The organism is Bacillus sp. FS02, from assembly GCF_024398395.1.
Classification (GTDB): domain Bacteria; phylum Bacillota; class Bacilli; order Bacillales; family Bacillaceae; genus Bacillus; species Bacillus altitudinis.
This window is the reverse complement of the sequence record NZ_CP074101.1, coordinates 401,089-417,115: the sequence shown is the minus strand read 5'-3', so window position 1 is coordinate 417,115 and position 16,027 is coordinate 401,089. Positions and strand designations below refer to the sequence as shown.

General features: G+C 43.8%; 15 protein-coding genes, 1 pseudogene and 1 riboswitch. All 16 genes and pseudogenes read left to right on the top strand.

Annotated elements, in window-relative coordinates; all coding sequences use genetic code 11:
- Positions 1–5: 5 nt before the first annotated feature.
- Positions 6–380, top strand: a complete 375-nt coding sequence (locus KFQ09_RS02110; RefSeq protein ID WP_144610134.1) for a TraR/DksA family transcriptional regulator — start codon at positions 6–8, stop codon at positions 378–380.
- A gap of 94 nt (positions 381–474) precedes the next feature.
- Positions 475–942 carry a signal peptidase II gene (lspA, locus tag KFQ09_RS02105; RefSeq protein ID WP_008344942.1) on the top strand — a complete coding sequence of 156 codons (468 nt, stop codon included), beginning with the start codon at positions 475–477 and terminating at the stop codon, positions 940–942.
- Entirely contained in the window at positions 939–1,853 is a 915-nt protein-coding gene (locus tag KFQ09_RS02100; RefSeq protein ID WP_007499719.1) for an RluA family pseudouridine synthase, read from the top strand. The genes lspA and KFQ09_RS02100 overlap by 4 nt, the downstream gene beginning before the upstream one ends.
- Positions 1,854–2,022: 169 nt before the next feature.
- Positions 2,023–2,565 carry a bifunctional pyr operon transcriptional regulator/uracil phosphoribosyltransferase PyrR gene (gene pyrR, locus KFQ09_RS02095; RefSeq protein ID WP_007499718.1) on the top strand — a complete coding sequence of 181 codons (543 nt, stop codon included), beginning with the start codon at positions 2,023–2,025 and terminating at the stop codon, positions 2,563–2,565.
- A gap of 155 nt (positions 2,566–2,720) precedes the next feature.
- Positions 2,721–4,048, top strand: a pseudogene (locus KFQ09_RS02090) (uracil-xanthine permease family protein).
- Positions 4,049–4,178: 130 nt separating this feature from the next.
- Positions 4,179–5,102 carry an aspartate carbamoyltransferase catalytic subunit gene (locus tag KFQ09_RS02085; protein WP_017359350.1) on the top strand — a complete coding sequence of 308 codons (924 nt, stop codon included), beginning with the start codon at positions 4,179–4,181 and terminating at the stop codon, positions 5,100–5,102.
- Positions 5,086–6,372, top strand: coding sequence for a dihydroorotase (locus KFQ09_RS02080; RefSeq protein ID WP_017359349.1), 1,287 nt, complete (start codon positions 5,086–5,088; stop codon positions 6,370–6,372). Before KFQ09_RS02085 ends, KFQ09_RS02080 begins: the two co-directional genes overlap by 17 nt.
- On the top strand, positions 6,369–7,463 hold the full coding sequence (locus KFQ09_RS02075) for a carbamoyl phosphate synthase small subunit (protein ID WP_156060490.1): 1,095 nt from the start codon (positions 6,369–6,371) through the stop codon (positions 7,461–7,463). Before KFQ09_RS02080 ends, KFQ09_RS02075 begins: the two co-directional genes overlap by 4 nt.
- The gene (gene carB / locus KFQ09_RS02070) at positions 7,448–10,663 is read left to right on the top strand and encodes a carbamoyl-phosphate synthase (glutamine-hydrolyzing) large subunit (protein WP_007499710.1); all 3,216 of its coding nucleotides are present in this window, start codon (positions 7,448–7,450) and stop codon (positions 10,661–10,663) included. Before KFQ09_RS02075 ends, carB begins: the two co-directional genes overlap by 16 nt.
- Entirely contained in the window at positions 10,660–11,436 is a 777-nt protein-coding gene (locus tag KFQ09_RS02065) for a dihydroorotate dehydrogenase electron transfer subunit (protein ID WP_008344928.1), read from the top strand. The genes carB and KFQ09_RS02065 overlap by 4 nt, the downstream gene beginning before the upstream one ends.
- Entirely contained in the window at positions 11,430–12,362 is a 933-nt protein-coding gene (locus tag KFQ09_RS02060; protein ID WP_017359348.1) for a dihydroorotate dehydrogenase, read from the top strand. Before KFQ09_RS02065 ends, KFQ09_RS02060 begins: the two co-directional genes overlap by 7 nt.
- Positions 12,334–13,038: an orotidine-5'-phosphate decarboxylase gene (gene pyrF / locus KFQ09_RS02055; protein WP_041507326.1), complete on the top strand. Its 705-nt coding sequence runs from the start codon at positions 12,334–12,336 to the stop codon at positions 13,036–13,038. The genes KFQ09_RS02060 and pyrF overlap by 29 nt, the downstream gene beginning before the upstream one ends.
- A gap of 7 nt (positions 13,039–13,045) precedes the next feature.
- Positions 13,046–13,684 (top strand): orotate phosphoribosyltransferase, encoded by a 639-nt coding sequence (gene pyrE / locus KFQ09_RS02050; protein WP_035700698.1) that lies wholly within the window; start codon positions 13,046–13,048, stop codon positions 13,682–13,684.
- Between the two features lie 159 nt (positions 13,685–13,843).
- A riboswitch (SAM riboswitch) is annotated at positions 13,844–13,946 on the top strand.
- A 74-nt stretch (positions 13,947–14,020) separates the two neighbouring features.
- Entirely contained in the window at positions 14,021–14,167 is a 147-nt protein-coding gene (locus tag KFQ09_RS02045; RefSeq protein WP_008344920.1) for a YezD family protein, read from the top strand.
- Positions 14,168–14,212: 45 nt separating this feature from the next.
- On the top strand, positions 14,213–14,914 hold the full coding sequence (locus KFQ09_RS02040; RefSeq protein WP_255835998.1) for a phosphoadenylyl-sulfate reductase: 702 nt from the start codon (positions 14,213–14,215) through the stop codon (positions 14,912–14,914).
- Positions 14,915–14,927: 13 nt separating this feature from the next.
- Positions 14,928–15,992 (top strand): sulfate permease, encoded by a 1,065-nt coding sequence (locus KFQ09_RS02035; protein ID WP_008344915.1) that lies wholly within the window; start codon positions 14,928–14,930, stop codon positions 15,990–15,992.
- Positions 15,993–16,027 lie beyond the last annotated feature (35 nt).

The following is a 16,027-nucleotide window of genomic DNA, read 5'->3' as shown; positions in this document are numbered from 1 at the left end:
GCGACATGAATGGCGATCTAGAGACGATTTACATGGAACTCCTTCAAATGAGAGAAGAACTGCAATCGAAACTGTTTGAATATGCATCATTGCGTTCACCCGCTGAACATGTCACGTTCGATCAAGCAAAAACGACCACGCTTCTTTATCACATCAAAGAAGAACTGCAAGATGTTTCGCTCGCGATTGCAAAAATTGAACAAGGAACTTATGGCATATGTGAGGCGACTGGGCATACAATGCCCATTGAACAAATGAGTATTCTTCCGACAGCTCGTACGACTGACGACTTTTTATATCATAAGCAATACGAGAAAAAATCATTCACCCCTTATCCTCACGAATCAAACGATTCTCATTTTGAAGCCTTCCACATGTAGGGAGGTTTTTGTCTGTCAACTAAAGTTTCTTTACTCCATCCTGTTTTCTTGATAAAATGCTTAAAGACCAAAGTATGAAGATGGAGGAACGTGTGTGTTCTATTACATAATCGCATTCGTGATAATTTGTTTAGATCAATTAACAAAATGGCTCATTGTCAAACATATGATGCTCGGTGATTCTATTCCTGTGATTGATGGCTTCTTTTACATCACATCCCACCGAAATTCAGGAGCCGCATGGGGGATTCTCCAAGGACAAATGTGGTTTTTCTATGTGATCACACTCGTTGTTATTGCAGGAATTGTTTATTATTTGCAAAAACATGGACAAAAGGACAAGCTACTTGGCGTAGCGCTTGCCTTAATGCTTGGCGGAGCGATTGGAAACTTTATTGACCGTATTTTCCGTCAAGAAGTGGTTGATTTTGCTCATTTCGTATTTGGGGATTATCATTATCCAATCTTTAATATCGCAGATTCCTCTCTATGTGTGGGGGTCATTCTGCTCTTTATTCAAATGCTTTTAGATGGAAAGAAAAATAAGGAGTCAACTACATGAATCAAGTAAACATTGCCGTTTCAGAAGAACAAACGAGTGAACGGCTTGATAAATTTTTAAGCACAACTGAACCAGAATGGTCAAGAACCCAAGTCCAGCAGTGGGTGAAAGATGGGCTCATCGAAGTAAATGGAAAACAAGTGAAGGCCAATTATAAAGTACAAGCTGGAGATCAAATCAAAGTAGAGATTCCAGATCCAGAAGCACTAGATGTAGAAGCGGAATCAATGGATCTTGATATTTATTATGAGGATGAAGATGTACTAGTGGTCAATAAACCAAGAGGAATGGTCGTTCATCCAGCACCAGGACATGTGACAGGTACTCTTGTCAATGGCCTCATGGCTCATTGCAATGATTTGTCAGGCATTAATGGTGTGATGAGACCAGGAATTGTCCACCGGATTGATAAAGATACGTCAGGGCTTTTAATGGTCGCAAAAAATGATATGGCGCATGAATCACTCGTCAATCAGCTGGTGGCGAAAACGGTCACTAGAAAATACACAGCCGTTGTTCATGGTATCATTCAGCATGATACTGGAACGATTGATGCACCAATAGGTCGAGACAAAAAAGATCGCCAAAGCATGACGGTCACAAAAGAAAATGCAAAGCAGGCAGTCACTCATTTTGATGTGATGGAGCGCTTTAAAGACTTTACCGTTGTAGAATGCCGCCTTGAAACTGGGAGAACCCACCAAATTCGTGTTCATATGAAATACATTGGCTATCCGCTTGCCGGAGATCCAAAATATGGCCCAAGAAAAACGGTTGATTTCAATGGACAACTGCTGCATGCAGGCGTGTTAGGATTTGATCATCCTAGAACAGGAGAATATATGGAGTTTACAGCTCCAATTCCAGCTGATATGCGGGGCTTTATCGATTCATTAAGAAATAACGATTGACAGGCCGTTCTTTTTTTGAAATAATAAACGAAGAAATTGAGATTCTTTAAAACAGTCCAGAGAGGCTGAGAAGGATAACGGATCAATTTGTGCACGAGTATGCACAAATGAGCGCCCCTCTCTGCCCTTTGCAGAAGGGCTTTTTATTTGTCAAAAAGAGGTGTAAAAGATGGAACAAAAAGCAGTCATTCTTGATGAACAAGCGATAAGACGAGCGCTTACCCGTATTGCACATGAAATGATTGAGCGCAACAAAGGGATGAAGGATGTCATCCTGGCCGGGATCAAGACAAGAGGTATTCATCTTGCAAAGCGCCTTGCAGAGCGCATCGAGCAAATTGAAGGAAACCCAGTGACTGTGGGTGAACTTGATATTACGCTATACCGTGATGACCTGACAAAAAAGACAGAGAACCAAGACCCGCTTGTCAAGGGTGCAGACATCCCAGCTGACATTAATGACAAAACACTCATTGTCGTTGATGATGTGCTGTTCACAGGTAGAACCGTCAGAGCGGCTATGGATGCGCTTGTGGATGTAGGAAGACCATCTTCCATTCAGCTAGCTGTTCTAGTCGACCGGGGACACCGGGAGCTGCCGATTCGGGCAGATTATATCGGGAAAAACATCCCGACATCAAAAGCAGAGACAGTCATGGTTCAGCTCAATGAAGTAGATCAAAACGACCTTGTCGCTATATATGAAAAATAACCTTTTTAAATGCATTCCAGAGAGTTTGCAAAGAGGGCAATAACAGAGACACCGAGCACACGACTAAAGTGACGTGTACGGTTTTTCTAGGCCTCTTTGCGCATACTCGCAAAGAGGCTTTTTTAATGAAAAAGGACACATCTAGGAGGAAAATCATGAGTCAGCAAAAAGCCAATTTAGGCATTCGAGATATCCCAAAACCGTTCACATGGCTGTCACTCAGCCTGCAGCACTTGTTTGCCATGTTTGGTGCAACCATTCTTGTACCAAAGATCATTGAGATGAGCCCAGCCGTTGCGCTCATCTCAAGCGGGGTTGGAACCATTGTGTACTTAATCATCACAAGAGGGCAGATTCCGGCGTATCTTGGATCGTCCTTTGCCTTTATCGCCCCTATCTTGAATGTAAAAGCCACCGGCGGCCCTGGAGCCGCAATGGTAGGTGCCTTTATGGCTGGTGTGGCATATGCACTCATCGCATTATTTATCAAATGGCTTGGCACAGGCTGGCTAATGAAGCTTCTGCCGCCTGTCGTTGTAGGACCCGTCATTATGGTCATCGGACTCGGACTCGCTGGAACAGCTGTTAACATGGCGATGTACGTGGATCCGAATGCAAAGGAGCTTGTTTACAGCCTGAAGCACTTAATGGTTGCAGGCTTCACACTCGCTGTCACCATTATTAGTATGATCTTCCTAAGAGGATTCCTTAGCTTGATTCCAGTCTTAATCGGCATTATCAGCGGCTACCTCTTTGCCTTAACACAAGGCATTGTGAACTTCCAGCCGGTCATTGCTGCAAAATGGTTTGCTGTACCAGACTTTGTTGTACCATTTGTCGACTATACTCCTGCTGTGACCTTAAGCATTCTCACAGTGATGGTGCCAGTTGCCTTTGTGACCATGTCTGAGCACATCGGCCATCAAGTCGTGTTAAGCAAAGTTGTTGGACAAGATTTTATTAAAAAACCAGGTCTTCATCGCTCCATTTTAGGAGACAGTGCGGCGACAATCTTCGCTTCACTCATCGGCGGACCTCCAACAACGACTTATGGAGAGAACATTGGCGTCCTTGCGATCACAAGAGTGTTCAGTATCTTCGTCATCGGCGGAGCAGCGGTGTTTGCGATCTGCTTCGGCTTTGTTGGGAAAATTTCAGCATTAATCAGTACAGTACCATCCGCGGTTATGGGGGCGTTTCGTTCCTGCTCTTTGGAATCATAGCCTCAAGCGGACTGCGAATCCTGATTGATCATAAAGTGAATTTTGAAGAAAAGCGCAATCTCATTATCGCATCAGTCATCTTAGTCATTGGAATTGGCGGGGCATTCATTGAGGTGAAACAAATCAATCTGACGCTGTCAGGAATGGCACTCGCTGCCATTACTGGCGTCCTGCTAAACCTGATTCTGCCGCATCAGAAGGCAGAAGATGATGAGTCAAATGAATCGAATACCGAAAACCTTTTAAAAGAAGTCCAGTGAGGCTGACAAGGGTTCTAAACGGAGCAGAACGTGCGAAAGCACCCCTGCTTCTTTTGGAGAACCCTAAGCTGCCGAGGCTTAGGGTTTTTTTGAACCTGAAAGTGATGAAAAACTAGAGGGGGCAGAAAAAATGAATGATTTATCGACAATGAGCAGCTTGTCAAAGGAAGAAATTTTACAGCTGATTGAAGAAGCATGTGCATTGAAAAAAGGGAAACAGGAACATGGTTTAGCAGGTGAATTTGTAGCGAACCTCTTCTTTGAACCAAGTACAAGAACGCGTTTTAGCTTTGAGGTGGCAGAGAAGAAACTTGGAATGAATGTGCTGAACCTAGACGCAGCAAGTACCTCTGTTCAAAAGGGAGAGACCCTTTACGATACAGTGAAAACACTTGAATCCATCGGAGTCAAGGCATGTGTCATCAGAGACAGTACCGACGAATATTACAAAGAGCTGATTGGGAAGGTCGGGATTCCAATCATTAATGCGGGAGATGGCTGCGGACAGCACCCTACACAATCATTGCTGGATTTGATGACGATCTTTGAAGAGTTTGGCGGTTTTGAAGGCTTAACGATCTCGATTCATGGTGATATCAAACATAGCAGGGTGGCAAGGTCCAATGCTGAAGTCCTCGCAAGACTAGGAGCGACAGTGCTCTTTTCAGGACCAGCATCCTTCCAAGATGAACAAAATCCTCATGGAATGTATGTCGAAGTGGACGAAGCCATGAAGCGGTCTGACGTGGTGATGCTGCTGAGAATTCAGCATGAAAGACACTCAGAAAAGATGGGCAACGAGGGTTACTTATCGACTTATGGATTAACAGTAGACAGGGCAAGCAAAATGAAAGAAAGAGCGATTATTATGCATCCAGCACCAGTAAATAGAGGTGTTGAAATAGATGATTCATTAGTAGAGTCAAAGCAGTCAAGGATTTTTAAACAAATGGAAAATGGTGTGTATATCCGAATGGCTGTGTTAAAAAGAGCTTTTCAAAATAGCAGACTACATCAAAAAGGGAGAGATTCTGTCTATGTCATATCTCATTAAAAACGGTTTTATCTTAACAAGCACAGGGGAAAGAGTGCAGCAGGATATTAGGGTAGAAGGAAAAGTGATTCAAGCAATGGGTCACTTAGAAAGAGAAGACGGAGAAGAAGTCATTGATGCAGCAGGGCTATTTGTATCACCAGGTTTGATTGATCTGCATGTGCATTTAAGAGAGCCAGGCGGCGAGAAAAAAGAAACCATTGAAACAGGTTCTAAGGCAGCAGCAAGAGGCGGGTATACGACCATTGCAGCAATGCCGAATACACGACCAGTTCCAGATACAAAAGAACAAATGGAATGGCTGATGAATCGAATCAAAGAGACCTCCTCTGTAAGAGTACTGCCATACGCTTCCATCACGACGAGACAAATTGGTGAAGAGATGACAGACTTTGCAGCGTTAAAAGAAGCGGGCGCATTTGCCTTTACGGATGACGGTGTTGGTATTCAAACCGCAGGCATGATGTACGAAGCAATGAAAAAGGCAGCAAGCCTTGATCAAGCCATAGTGGCGCACTGTGAAGATAACTCACTCATTTATGGAGGATGCGTTCATGAAGGAGACTTTTCAAAAGCAAATGGGTTAAACGGGATACCGTCAATTTGTGAATCGGTGCATATTGCAAGAGATGTCCTCTTAGCAGAAGCAGCGAATTGTCATTATCATGTATGCCATATCAGCACAAAGGAATCCGTCCGAGTGGTACGCGATGCAAAAAAAGCAGGCATTCGTGTGACGGCTGAGGTGTCGCCACATCACCTTCTCTTATGTGATGAAGACATCCCAGGTCTTGACACAAACTATAAAATGAATCCGCCACTCAGAGGAGCAGAAGATCGCGAGGCACTGATCGAGGGGCTTTTAGATGGCACGATTGATTTTATCGCCACAGACCATGCACCGCATACAGAAGAAGAAAAGAACGAAACGATGCAGAGGGCACCTTTTGGGATTGTCGGACTTGAAACAGCGTTCCCGCTTCTGTACACACGTTTTGTGAAAACAGGGGAATGGACATTAAAAGAACTTGTTGATTATATGACCATCAAACCAGCAGAAGCCTTTGCTCTTCCATACGGAAAGCTGGAAGAAGGTCAAATCGCTGATATCACACTGATTGATTTAAACAAAGAAATGGCAATTGACAAAAAAAGCTTCTTATCTAAAGGACAAAATACACCGTTTGACAAATTGAATGTATCAGGATGGCCGGTCATGACACTTGCATCTGGGAAAGTCGTTTATGAAGAGGGGAGACTAGTAAAATGAAGAGACGCTTAGTGCTAGAAAACGGAACAGTATTCGAAGGAACAGGCTTTGGCAGCTTAGAACCGTCAGTCGGAGAAGTCGTCTTTAACACAGGGATGACAGGCTATCAAGAGATTTTGTCTGACCCGTCGTACTGCGGACAAATTGTCACACTCACTTACCCGCTGATCGGCAACTATGGCATTAACCGTGATGATTTTGAATCGATCACACCGTTTGTGAAAGGGCTGATCGTGAAAGAGCTTTGTGAAAAGCCTTCAAACTGGCGCTCTTCATACTCACTTGATGAGTATTTAAAAATGAAAAATATCCCGGGTCTTAGCGGCATTGATACACGCAAGCTCACGCGCATGATTCGAAGTGCAGGTACATTAAGAGGAGCTTTTGCAGGACCGGATGAACAAGTAGAAGACGTTGTAAGCCGCCTTCAAACGATGCAGCTACCAACAGATCAAGTAAGCCAAGTATCTGTGAAAAATGCGTATCCAAGCCCAGGAAGAGGAAAAAGAATTGTGCTTGTCGATTTCGGCATGAAGCATGGCATTTTGCGCGAACTCAATAAGCGAGATTGTGATGTCATTGTGGTGCCATACAATATCACGGCAGATGAAGTATTACAGTTAAAACCAGATGGCATCATGCTTTCAAACGGACCTGGGGATCCAGTCGATGTGCCAGAAGCGGTTGAAATGATTCAGCAACTGATTGGAAAGGTACCACTCTTTGGTATCTGCCTAGGACACCAGTTATTCGCGCTTGCGTGCGGCGCAAGTACAGAAAAAATGAAATTTGGGCATAGAGGATCCAATCATCCAGTCAAAGAACTAGCAACTGGCAAGGTAACCTTGACGTCTCAAAACCATGGCTACACGGTTAGCGCCATTAATGAAGACGTGCTTGAAGTCACACATATTGCGCTAAATGACAATACCATTGAAGGATTAAAACATAAAAAAGCACCAGCATTCACTGTCCAGTATCACCCAGAAGCATCACCGGGTCCAGAAGATGCGAACTACTTATTCGACGAGTTCATGGACATGATTCATACAACTGAGAAAGAAGGGGAAGAAGTATGCCAAAACGCGTAGATATCAAAAAGATTTTAGTGATCGGTTCAGGTCCAATCATCATCGGTCAGGCAGCGGAGTTTGACTATGCAGGCACACAGGCTTGCTTAGCGCTAAAAGAAGAGGGCTATGAAGTCGTTCTTGTGAACTCTAACCCTGCGACGATCATGACAGATACAGAAATGGCCGATAAGGTATACATCGAACCACTGACACCAGAATTTTTAACACGAATCATTCGAAAAGAACGTCCTGATGCGATTCTGCCAACACTTGGCGGACAAACTGGATTGAACCTTGCTGTTGAGTTATCAGATCTTGGTGTACTCGCTGAATGCGGTGTTGAAGTACTAGGCACCAAGCTGTCAGCTATTCAAAAAGCAGAGGACAGAGATTTATTCCGTAATCTAATGAATGAATTAAATGAACCTGTACCAGAAAGTGAAATCATCCATAACCTTGAAGAAGCGATGGCATTCACAGATCAAATCGGTTTCCCGGTCATTGTTAGACCAGCCTATACACTAGGCGGAACAGGCGGCGGAATTTGTACAAATGAGCAAGAATTAAAAGAAATCGTCGAGAATGGACTGAAGTTAAGTCCGGTGACACAATGTTTGCTTGAAAAAAGTATCGCAGGCTTTAAAGAAATTGAATATGAGGTCATGCGTGACAGCGGAGATCATGCCATTGTGGTTTGTAACATGGAAAACTTTGATCCTGTCGGCATCCACACAGGTGACAGTATCGTTGTGGCACCAAGTCAAACGCTAAGTGATCGTGAATATCAGCTGCTTCGTAATGTGTCACTCAAGCTGATCCGTGCACTTGGCATTGAAGGCGGATGTAACGTACAGCTGGCGATTGATCCAGACAGCTTCCAATACTATATTATCGAAGTAAACCCGCGCGTGAGCCGTTCTTCTGCTCTTGCGTCTAAAGCAACAGGATATCCAATTGCAAAACTTGCAGCGAAAATCGCAGTCGGCCTAACACTTGATGAAATGATGAACCCAGTCACAGGTAAAACATATGCAGCGTTCGAACCAGCACTCGACTATATCGTTTCAAAAATCCCGCGCTGGCCGTTCGATAAATTTGAATCTGCCAACAGACGACTTGGAACACAAATGAAAGCAACGGGTGAGGTCATGGCGATCGGCCGTACATTAGAAGAGTCTCTTTTAAAGGCTGTTCGTTCACTTGAAGCGGATGTGCATCACATTGAATTAAAAGACGAAGCGGACATTACGAACGAAGTGCTTGAAAAGCGGATTATCAAAGCAGGAGATGAGCGTCTGTTTTATATCGCTGAGGCGCTAAGAAGAGGCTATACCGTCGAACAGATTCATGAATTCTCGAAAATTGATTATTTCTTCCTTCATAAGCTGGAAGGCATCATCGCATTTGAAAAGACACTAAAAGAAAACAAAGGCAATGTAGACGTTTTAAAAGAAGCGAAAGAAAAAGGTTTCTCAGATATTTATATTAGCCGCGAATGGAATATGAATGAGGCAGATGTCTATAACCTAAGAACAGAAGCAGGCATCGTTCCTGTGTATAAGATGGTGGACACATGTGCGGCAGAATTTGAATCAGAAACACCGTATTTCTACAGCACATATGAAGATGAAAATGAATCCGAGCGAACAGATAAGAAAAGTGTCATCGTGCTAGGCTCAGGTCCAATCAGAATCGGACAAGGGGTTGAATTTGATTATGCGACCGTTCATTCAGTGTGGGCAATCAAACAAGCAGGCTATGAAGCCATTATTATTAACAACAACCCTGAAACCGTCTCAACAGACTTTAGTATTTCAGATAAGCTCTACTTTGAACCACTCACTGTAGAAGATGTGATGCACATCATCGACCTTGAACAACCAGAAGGTGTCGTCGTTCAGTTTGGCGGACAAACAGCGATTAACTTAGCAGATGAATTATCAAATAGAGGGGTTAAGATACTTGGAACATCGCTTGAAGACCTTGACCGTGCGGAAAACCGTGACAAGTTTGAACAAACATTAGAAACTCTCGGCGTGCCGCAGCCAAAAGGTAAGACAGCAACGTCTGTGCCAGAGGCAGTAGCGATTGCGAATCAAATCGGTTACCCCGTGCTTGTCCGTCCTTCCTATGTATTAGGCGGCCGTGCAATGGAAATTGTGTATCAAGAAGCTGAGCTCCTTCACTACATGGAGAATGCGGTGAAAGTCAATCCGCAGCACCCAGTGCTCATTGACAAGTATTTGACAGGAAAAGAAATTGAAGTAGATGCTGTGTCTGACGGAGAAACGGTTGTCATACCAGGCATTATGGAACACATTGAAAGAGCCGGAGTTCACTCTGGAGACTCCATTGCGGTCTACCCGCCGCAAACTTTGTCAGAGGACATCAAAGCGAAAATTGCAGAATACACGATTAAACTGGCAAAAGGCCTTAACATCATTGGGCTTTTGAACATTCAATTTGTTCTATCAAAAGGAGAAGTGTACGTACTTGAAGTGAATCCGCGCTCAAGCCGGACTGTCCCATTCTTAAGTAAAATTACAGGCATTCCAATGGCGAACTTAGCTACAAAGGTTATTTTAGGAGAAAAACTGAAAAACTATGGCTACCAAGAAGGGCTTCATGTTGAGCAAGAAGGCGTATATGTGAAAGTTCCAGTCTTCTCTTTTGCAAAACTAAGAAGAGTAGATATTACACTAGGGCCTGAAATGAAATCAACAGGTGAAGTCATGGGGAAAGATGTCACAATCGAAAAAGCCCTCTACAAAGGGTTGATTGCATCAGGCATTCAAATTCCAAAAGACGGAACGGTGCTCCTGACAGTGGCTGATAAAGATAAAGAAGAAGGACTTGAGATTGCAAGAAGATTCCATTCCATCGGCTATCATATTTTAGCAACAGAAGGAACAGCGAATTACTTAAAACAAGCCTCTATTCCATCAAGTGTTGTCGGCAAAATAGGAGAAGAAGGAAAGAATCTGCTGGATGTCATTCGAAATGGTGAAGCCCAATTTGTCATCAACACCTTAACAAAAGGAAAACAGCCGGCAAGAGACGGCTTTAGAATTAGACGTGAATCTGTTGAAAATGGTGTCGCTTGCTTAACGTCACTAGATACAGCGGAAGCGATTTTAAGAGTGCTAGAGAGCATGACATTTAGAGCAGATGAAATGCCAGAAGTGAAAACGAATGCTGAGGTGACAGTAACGATATGAAAAAAGCATACTTGACGGTCGTCTCAAACCGAGAGATCGCTGATCATATTTACGAAATGACATTAAAAGGTGATCTTGTTGAATCCTTTCAAACAGCTGGACAGTTTCTTCATATAAAGGTCAGTGAATCCATGACACCGCTGCTGAGAAGACCGATCAGTATTGCCAACATTCATGCCGAAAAGCAAGAAGCAACCATCATTTACCGCGCAGAGGGAGAGGGCACAAAGCTCCTTTCCCAAAAGCGGGCGGGAGAGTCAGTCGATGTGTTAGGACCGCTTGGAAACGGCTATGACCCTTCAGTCGTTCAGGCCGGACAGACTGCATTATTAGTCGGTGGAGGAATCGGTGTGCCTCCGTTATATGAACTGTCTAAGCGGTTAACGAAAAAAGGCGTCATCGTAAAACATGTTCTCGGTTTTCAATCGAAAAAGGATGTATTTTATGAGGAGATGTTTCAAGCGCTCGGAGATACATTTATCGCAACCGTTGATGGAACATATGGCTCGAAAGGTTTCGTGACAAATGTCATTGAAGAGAATGAGCTGGACTTTGATGTCTTGCTTTCCTGTGGACCGACACCTATGTTAAAAGCACTAAAAGACTCTTATCCCGATAAGCCTGTCTATATTTCAATGGAAGAACGAATGGGCTGCGGAATCGGTGCATGCTTTGCTTGTGTCTGTCATACCGATCAGCACGAGAAACCGTACGTTAAAGTTTGTCTGGATGGACCTGTTTTTAAAGCGGAGGAGGTGGCGCTATCATGCTAAACATCGAATTACCCGGCTTATCTTTAAAAAATCCAATCATTCCTGCATCAGGCTGTTTTGGATTTGGAAAAGAATTCGCATCATTATATGACCTTTCCTTGCTGGGCGGCATCATGATTAAAGCCACGACCCTTGAACCGAGATTTGGCAACCCGACACCGAGGGTAGCTGAGACAGGAGCCGGTATGCTGAATGCGATTGGTCTCCAAAATCCAGGTCTAAAAGGCGTGCTTGAACATGAATTACCTTGGCTTGAGCAGTTCGATACCCCTATTATTGCCAATGTTGCTGGATCACAAGTTGATGATTATGTTGAAGTAGCAAAGCAAATTAGTCAAGCAAGCAATGTTCACGCCCTTGAACTGAATATCTCGTGTCCGAATGTGAAAACAGGCGGAATTGCCTTTGGGACCGATCCAGAAATGGCGGCTACATTGACAAAAGCTGTTAAGGAAGTTTCCTCCGTTCCTGTTTATGTGAAACTGTCACCTAATGTAGCCAATATCGTTGAGATTGCTAAAGCGATTGAATCGGCTGGAGCGGATGGACTCACCATGATCAATACCTTAATTGGGATGCGTTTAGATTTAAAAACAGGCAAACCCATTCTTGCCAATAAAACAGGCGGATTATCAGGTCCTGCTGTAAAACCTGTTGCCATCCGAATGGTGCATGAGGTCAGTCAGGCCGTTTCTATTCCGATTATTGGGATGGGCGGGGTGCAAAGCGCTGAAGATGTACTTGAATTTTTACTAGCTGGCGCAAGTGCGGTAGCTGTTGGGACAGCCAATTTTGTGAACCCATTTATTTGCCCGGAAATCATTGATGAACTGCCGAATGTGTTAGCGGCTTATGGGTATTCATCTGTAGAGGAATGCATCGGAAGGAGCTGGAAACATGAAGCACTTGCCCATCATCGCGCTTGATTTTCCATCAGGACAGGAGGCGCACGCCTTTATAGATCGTTTTGAAGGCACTCCATTATTCGTAAAGGTCGGCATGGAGCTGTTTTACCAAGAAGGTCCTGCCATTATTGACGCACTGAAAGAAAAAAATTGCCGTATTTTCCTTGATCTGAAGCTTCATGACATTCCAACAACTGTGCAAAAAGCGATGAACAGACTTGCTGCACTTGGTGTTGATTTGGTGAATGTGCATGCAGCCGGCGGGAAAAGAATGATGCAGGCGGCCGTAGAGGGGCTTGAAAGCGGAACCCCTGCCGGCCAAAATCGCCCGGCTATTATTGCAGTGACCCAGCTGACAAGCACGTCAGAAGATATGATGAAAAAAGAATTACTAATTGACCGCCCATTGCAAGAGGCTGTGCTTCATTATGGACAATTGGCATATGAAAGTGGACTTGATGGTGTGGTGTGCTCTGTTCATGAATCAAAACAGCTTCATGAACAAATCTCTCCTTCCTTTCTCACTGTGACGCCAGGAATTCGCTTACCAAATGATCAAACGGATGACCAAAAGCGTGTGGCGACACCTGCCTTTGCCAAAGAGCAGGGTGTTTCACAGATTGTTGTGGGAAGATCGATCACAAAAGCCACAAACCCAGTGGAAGCTTATCAACAAATTTTGAAAGAGTGGGAGTGACTGCCGGATGAAAACGAAAATCGCGAAGCATTTATTACAAATCAAAGCTGTCTCTTTAAAACCAGACGAACCATTTACATGGGCGAGCGGTATCAAATCACCGATTTACTGTGACAATCGCCTCACCTTGTCTTATCCTGAGGTCAGAGGGGACATTGCGGAAGGTTTAAAAGACTTGATTCTCACTCATTTTGAAGGAGCGGAAGTTGTCGCAGGTACAGCTACAGCTGGCATTCCTCATGCGGCATTAGCAGCTGATCGTCTGAACGTACCGATGTGTTATGTAAGAAGTAAACCAAAAGCACACGGAAAAGGAAATCAAATTGAAGGAGCCGTATCACCTGGACAAAAGGTGGTTGTCGTAGAAGACCTCATCTCAACTGGAGGCAGCGTTCTTGAAGTTGTAGCGGCTCTAGAAGAAGAAGGCTGTGACGTACTCGGAGTTGTTGCGATCTTCACTTATGGACTGCCAAAAGCAACTGCGGCTTTTCAAGAGAAAAACATTCCCTATGTCACGCTGACAGACTATGACACACTGACAGAAGTGGCACTTGAGCTAAAAGCAATTGAGCCCTCTGCTATGAATAAACTAAAACGCTGGAGACAGGATCCTTCGTCTGAATCTTGGATGGAAGAAACGGTCTAAAAAGCTTGTTTTGTTTTAAAAAAAGCTGTGCTGCGCTGCACAGTTTTTTATTTGGTTAAAAATAGTAAAATAGACTCAAATTTAAATAAAAACTAATCCTATCAATAAAGTCGGGTTGACTTTTGTTTGAATTGTGTTAATATTTAATACAAATTAAAACTCTTATCCAGAGAGGTGGAGGGACTGGCCCGATGAAGCCCGGCAACCTGCGATTTGCAAGGTGCTACTTCCTGCAAAATGATTCTATTTTGAAAGATAAGGAAATCGTGAGCTTCCTCATCTTTCTTTCGGACTGAAAGAAAGTTTTTTTATTTTAACGGTGAGGAGGAAGAGGAGATGGAACTGAAACAAAACCAGGATGAGGACTTAGTGAAGCATATGCAAGAGCTGATTGGGGATATGAAATTCGGTTCAATTACGTTGATCGTTCAGGACGGTCAAGTGATTCAAGTGGAAAAAAATGAAAAAATCAGATTAAAGTAGTGCGGAGAATAGCAATAGAAGCAGTACTCCGGAAGGGGAGAAACAATGTTAACTTATGAAAATTGGCAAGAGCCGTCCATTACATTTCAAGAGGACGATTTGTATAAAGGGGCCCTATCTGTGCTGAAATGGGCGTACGGCCACTATGGTGATCAGCTCGTTTATGCATGCAGTTTTGGCATTGAGGGCATTGTCCTGATCGATCTTATTGCGAAAGTAAAAAAAGATGCAAGAATTGTCTTTTTAGATACAGGTCTGCATTTCAAGGAAACATACGACACCATTGATGCAGTGAAGGAAAGATATCCTGGTTTAGACATCGTGCTGAAAACACCTGAGCTGACGGTGGAAGAGCAGAATGAGCAGCATGGTGATAAATTATGGGAAACGAATCCTCAAAGCTGCTGCCATATGAGAAAGGTCATTCCGTTGCAAGAGGCACTATCTGGCTATCCGGCATGGCTGTCTGGTTTAAGAAGAGAGCAGTCGCCTAAACGAGCAGGTACGAACTTCTTAAATAAGGATGAAAAATTCCAATCAGTCAAAATATGTCCGCTCATCCACTGGACGTGGAAGGACATATGGAGATATGCGTCTAGAGAGGATCTTACTTATAATCCGCTGCATGACCAAGGATATCCAAGCATCGGGTGTGCACCTTGTACACAGCCGGCATTTACTGCTGATGATTTGCGTTCTGGAAGATGGTCAGGGACAGCAAAGACTGAGTGCGGATTACATGAGTAAGGGAGCATAATGTATGGAAATCGCCGCAATTTTATTTAGCTTATTCTTTGCTTTAAATATTGGCGCAAGCGGAGCAGCTGCTTCGATGGGCATCGCATATGGTTCAGGTGCGATCAAAAAGCCAATATACGCGCTCAGCGTTTGTGCGGTTGGAATATTAGCAGGTTCAGTGATTGGCGGCGGTGAGGTCGTCAAAACGATCAGCTCCGGGATTATGCCGGAATCTGTCATCACACTTGAAATTGTGTGTATCATCATTGGCTCGGCCGCATTATCACTTTTCATAGCGAATCTCTTGGCCATTCCTTTATCCACAAGTGAGGTCACAGTAGGAGCTGTGGTCGGTGTGGCAGCCGCATATAAAGTGCTGTATGTGAAATCGATCTTAGTCATTGTCTCTTTTTGGGTGATTATTCCGATTGTTGCCTTTGTTTTTACCTTTGCTGTTGTCAAAATCATCAGATTGTTCCCTAAACGGACGTTATCCAAAAAAGGTACATTGATCTTATCTGTTGTTTTGATTATCAGTGGGTTTTTAGAAGCATTTTCAGCCGGCATGAACAATGTCGCCAATGCGGTCGGCCCGCTTGTCGCGTCAGGTGTTTTATCAGTCGGGCAAGGGACCCTTTACGGCGGAATCTTTGTGGCCATTGGGGCGCTGCTTCTAGGAAGAAGGGTACTAGAAACAAACGGAAAGAAAATTACACGCTATCAAACGGGTGAAGGCATTCTATTATCGAGCACCGGTGCAGGACTTGTCATCGTCAGCTCTATATTCGGACTCCCTGTTCCCCTTACTCAAATTACCTCATCGTCCATTATTGGGCTAGGTATGGCAAAGGGTGGACCGAACATTTTTCATAAACATGTTGTGAAAAAAATGCTGAAGGTATGGGTTGTGTCACCTTTCTTATCACTTAGTCTATCTTATTTGCTGGTAAGCCTTTTCTTAAAAGGAGACTATTACTCTATCTTTATCATGATGAGTGTACTGTTAGCTTCATTAGGTGCACTGAGTCTTATGAAGGCAGTTAAAAATGAGAGCAGCTCGATTCATGAACAGGGCGGCGGGATTTAAATATAAATCCGACTATTAACATCTAATAAATATGA

What these genes read in the sequence shown, in the direction of transcription:
- KFQ09_RS02110 (WP_144610134.1), top strand. Translation starts at nt 6, where the DNA reads ATGAATGGCGATCTAGAGACGATTTACATGGAACTCCTTCAAATGAGA.
- KFQ09_RS02100 (WP_007499719.1), top strand. Translation starts at nt 939, where the DNA reads ATGAATCAAGTAAACATTGCCGTTTCAGAAGAACAAACGAGTGAACGG.
- pyrR (WP_007499718.1), top strand. Translation starts at nt 2,023, where the DNA reads ATGGAACAAAAAGCAGTCATTCTTGATGAACAAGCGATAAGACGAGCG.
- KFQ09_RS02085 (WP_017359350.1), top strand. Translation starts at nt 4,179, where the DNA reads ATGAATGATTTATCGACAATGAGCAGCTTGTCAAAGGAAGAAATTTTA.
- KFQ09_RS02080 (WP_017359349.1), top strand. Translation starts at nt 5,086, where the DNA reads ATGTCATATCTCATTAAAAACGGTTTTATCTTAACAAGCACAGGGGAA.
- KFQ09_RS02075 (WP_156060490.1), top strand. Translation starts at nt 6,369, where the DNA reads ATGAAGAGACGCTTAGTGCTAGAAAACGGAACAGTATTCGAAGGAACA.
- carB (WP_007499710.1), top strand. Translation starts at nt 7,448, where the DNA reads ATGCCAAAACGCGTAGATATCAAAAAGATTTTAGTGATCGGTTCAGGT.
- KFQ09_RS02065 (WP_008344928.1), top strand. Translation starts at nt 10,660, where the DNA reads ATGAAAAAAGCATACTTGACGGTCGTCTCAAACCGAGAGATCGCTGAT.
- KFQ09_RS02060 (WP_017359348.1), top strand. Translation starts at nt 11,430, where the DNA reads ATGCTAAACATCGAATTACCCGGCTTATCTTTAAAAAATCCAATCATT.
- pyrF (WP_041507326.1), top strand. Translation starts at nt 12,334, where the DNA reads ATGAAGCACTTGCCCATCATCGCGCTTGATTTTCCATCAGGACAGGAG.
- pyrE (WP_035700698.1), top strand. Translation starts at nt 13,046, where the DNA reads ATGAAAACGAAAATCGCGAAGCATTTATTACAAATCAAAGCTGTCTCT.
- KFQ09_RS02045 (WP_008344920.1), top strand. Translation starts at nt 14,021, where the DNA reads ATGGAACTGAAACAAAACCAGGATGAGGACTTAGTGAAGCATATGCAA.
- KFQ09_RS02040 (WP_255835998.1), top strand. Translation starts at nt 14,213, where the DNA reads ATGTTAACTTATGAAAATTGGCAAGAGCCGTCCATTACATTTCAAGAG.
- KFQ09_RS02035 (WP_008344915.1), top strand. Translation starts at nt 14,928, where the DNA reads ATGGAAATCGCCGCAATTTTATTTAGCTTATTCTTTGCTTTAAATATT.